The sequence below is a fragment of the Desulfovibrio sp. An276 genome (assembly GCF_002159665.1).
In the GTDB taxonomy this organism is placed as follows: Bacteria; Desulfobacterota; Desulfovibrionia; order Desulfovibrionales; family Desulfovibrionaceae; genus Desulfovibrio; species Desulfovibrio faecigallinarum.
Map to the genome: position 1 here is coordinate 1 of NZ_NFJC01000069.1, position 2210 is coordinate 2210.

General features: G+C 48.7%; 2 protein-coding genes. Both read left to right on the forward strand.

The features are described from left to right. Positions 1-186 precede the first annotated feature (186 nt). The gene (locus B5F76_RS14205) at positions 187-636 is read left to right on the forward strand and encodes a GNAT family N-acetyltransferase (RefSeq protein WP_087355740.1); all 450 of its coding nucleotides are present in this window, start codon (positions 187-189) and stop codon (positions 634-636) included. Positions 637-1124: 488 nt separating this feature from the next. Continuing rightward, entirely contained in the window at positions 1125-2111 is a 987-nt protein-coding gene (locus B5F76_RS14210) for a hypothetical protein (protein WP_144268514.1), read from the forward strand. The last annotated feature ends 99 nt before the right edge of the window (positions 2112-2210 follow it).

A 2210-nucleotide genomic window follows, 5' to 3' on the forward strand; every position in this document is an offset into this window, starting at 1 on the left:
GTTCTCAGTAGAACCATATTTTCTATAGCATTTACGGCAATGGGAGTAAAGTAATTGCTTGAAAAAATTATAATTTCGTTGACACAATAACCGTATGGTTCTACTTTTATCCAACTCTTAGGCTATACTCCATCCGTTGCAGGTTGTATGCTGCGTGCCGCAATGCCCACATCTTGAGGAGCCCCCATGCGTTTCATCTCCATTCCCGAAGAACAAAAGCTCGATTTTGCAGATCTGCTGCTTTTGGCTGACGAGCAGATGGACATGGTTGAACGCTATCTCCACAGAGGAACCATGTTTGCACTCTGTGATCCCGATGTGAAGAGCATCTGCGTTGTGACTAGGGAGGGCGAAGGCATCTTCGAGATCAAGAACCTTGCGACAAGGCCCGAAGCCCAGCGCAGGAGCTATGGCAGAAGTCTCGTTCATTATGTCGTGCACTACTGCAAAAACCTCAAGGGAAAGACCCTGCTTGTGGGCACAGGGGAGAGTCCCTCTACCATTGGCTTCTATGAAAAGTGCGGCTTTGCCCGCTCCCACAGGGTGAAGAACTTCTTTGTGGACAACTACGATCACGTCATCATTGAGGACGGCAAGCAGCTTGTGGACATGGTCTATCTGAAGATGTCTCTCTGAAAAAGAGTCTCTACGCCTTTGTTCTCCGCGTGTTTCTGGCACCTCTCCTAATAATATATTTTAGGCATGCCAGGACATCTTTTTCTTCATGCTTGACTTCTTTGAACGTTTCGCGCACATTGTCTTTCATTCAGGGAGAAGACATGTGCTTTGTGTCTGTCCCTGTCTGTGGTCACGTTGGCAAGTGGACAAGAATACCACGCGTTGGTGCCAAACAAACGAACAGCACAAAAAGGCCCCACAAGGGCATCGGACCGAAAAGGAGAACAACCATGCGGACAAAGGGAATAGCAGTTGATCAAAGTGCGAGCAGCACTAATGGTGGCTTTTTGCCTTTTGCAGGCCAGGCTCTTTCTTGCGCAGAACATCGTAACTGAGCAAGCGACAAACAGTCTGACTTCATGCCACACCTGGATCCCCGGGATCAATGTTGTGTCGTTCAGGGGATCACAAAAATGTCGCACCACAATTATTTCAATGAGTTGTGCATGACAAAAGAAGAAAATGATGTTTCCTTCGACAAGAGTTTTTTCGCCACCCGCGAAACTGTCGAGAGCCTGCTGCGGAACTTTGTTCCTGAAGAGCACGCACAGGGACTGGATTTCCCGACGTTGGAGTGTTGTACATATTCGGCAGACAACGAACTCCAGGGAAACGACGTCCGTATCTGGCGCATTGGCAGGAAGAATGCGAGCCCGCTCTATTTGGCATTTGTAGAAGTGCAGAAGATTCCAGAGTCGATGCAACTTCTCCGGCTGCTCCTCCTGGCAATGCGCATGCTGCTAACTATTGCCAGTGAGGAAGAGAGCCGGGGCAATGGGGTTCCGGCCATATTTCCCATTGTCGTGTGCAATATGGAAAGGCCCTCGAACGCTCCCCTCGACACCACCACCATGTTTGGCCCTAAAAAGCTCCTGTTTGTGCTGGACACGCGCATGGATTCACCCCTGCTGCCCAGTGAGCACAGATGGCTCATTGGAATGCTGCTCCATCTGATGGATGTCCGGGATATTGAGAATGCCCGCAAGGCAACGGATAAAGGCATGCATTTCATTGAGAGTCAGCCTCCGTCTCTTGAAACACTCATTGTCGAATTCACCAAGATCAAAGTGCAGAACATGGGCATTACTGAAGACCTTTCTGCAGTAAGAACTATGGAAGATATGCACAAATTCCTGGAAGTTCTTGTTGCTTGCGAGAAAAAACTGTCTGCTCAGGGTGAAAAGATAGGGCGTCACAGGGGAATAGAAAAAGGGGTCAGGCAGGGACTACCACAGGGGAAGCTGCAGGCAAGTCGGGAAACACTGCTGGATTTGCTGGAAGACAGATTTGGGTCTCTGCCAAAATCCGTTAGTTCCCATGTCGAAAAGGAGAAAGACGCACAGAAATTGCACAGGCTGATTTTGTCCGTTTACAGGGTCGGGTCTCTGGACGCCTTTGTAGGGAAACTCGGCCCCATGGACAATATATCCTAAGAGTTGAGCAAAAGTAGAACCATATTTTCTGGAGTGCTCAAAAGGATTCCTTATCAGAAAACTACACTAAGCCTGTGTAGGAGCAATCATCATTCGACA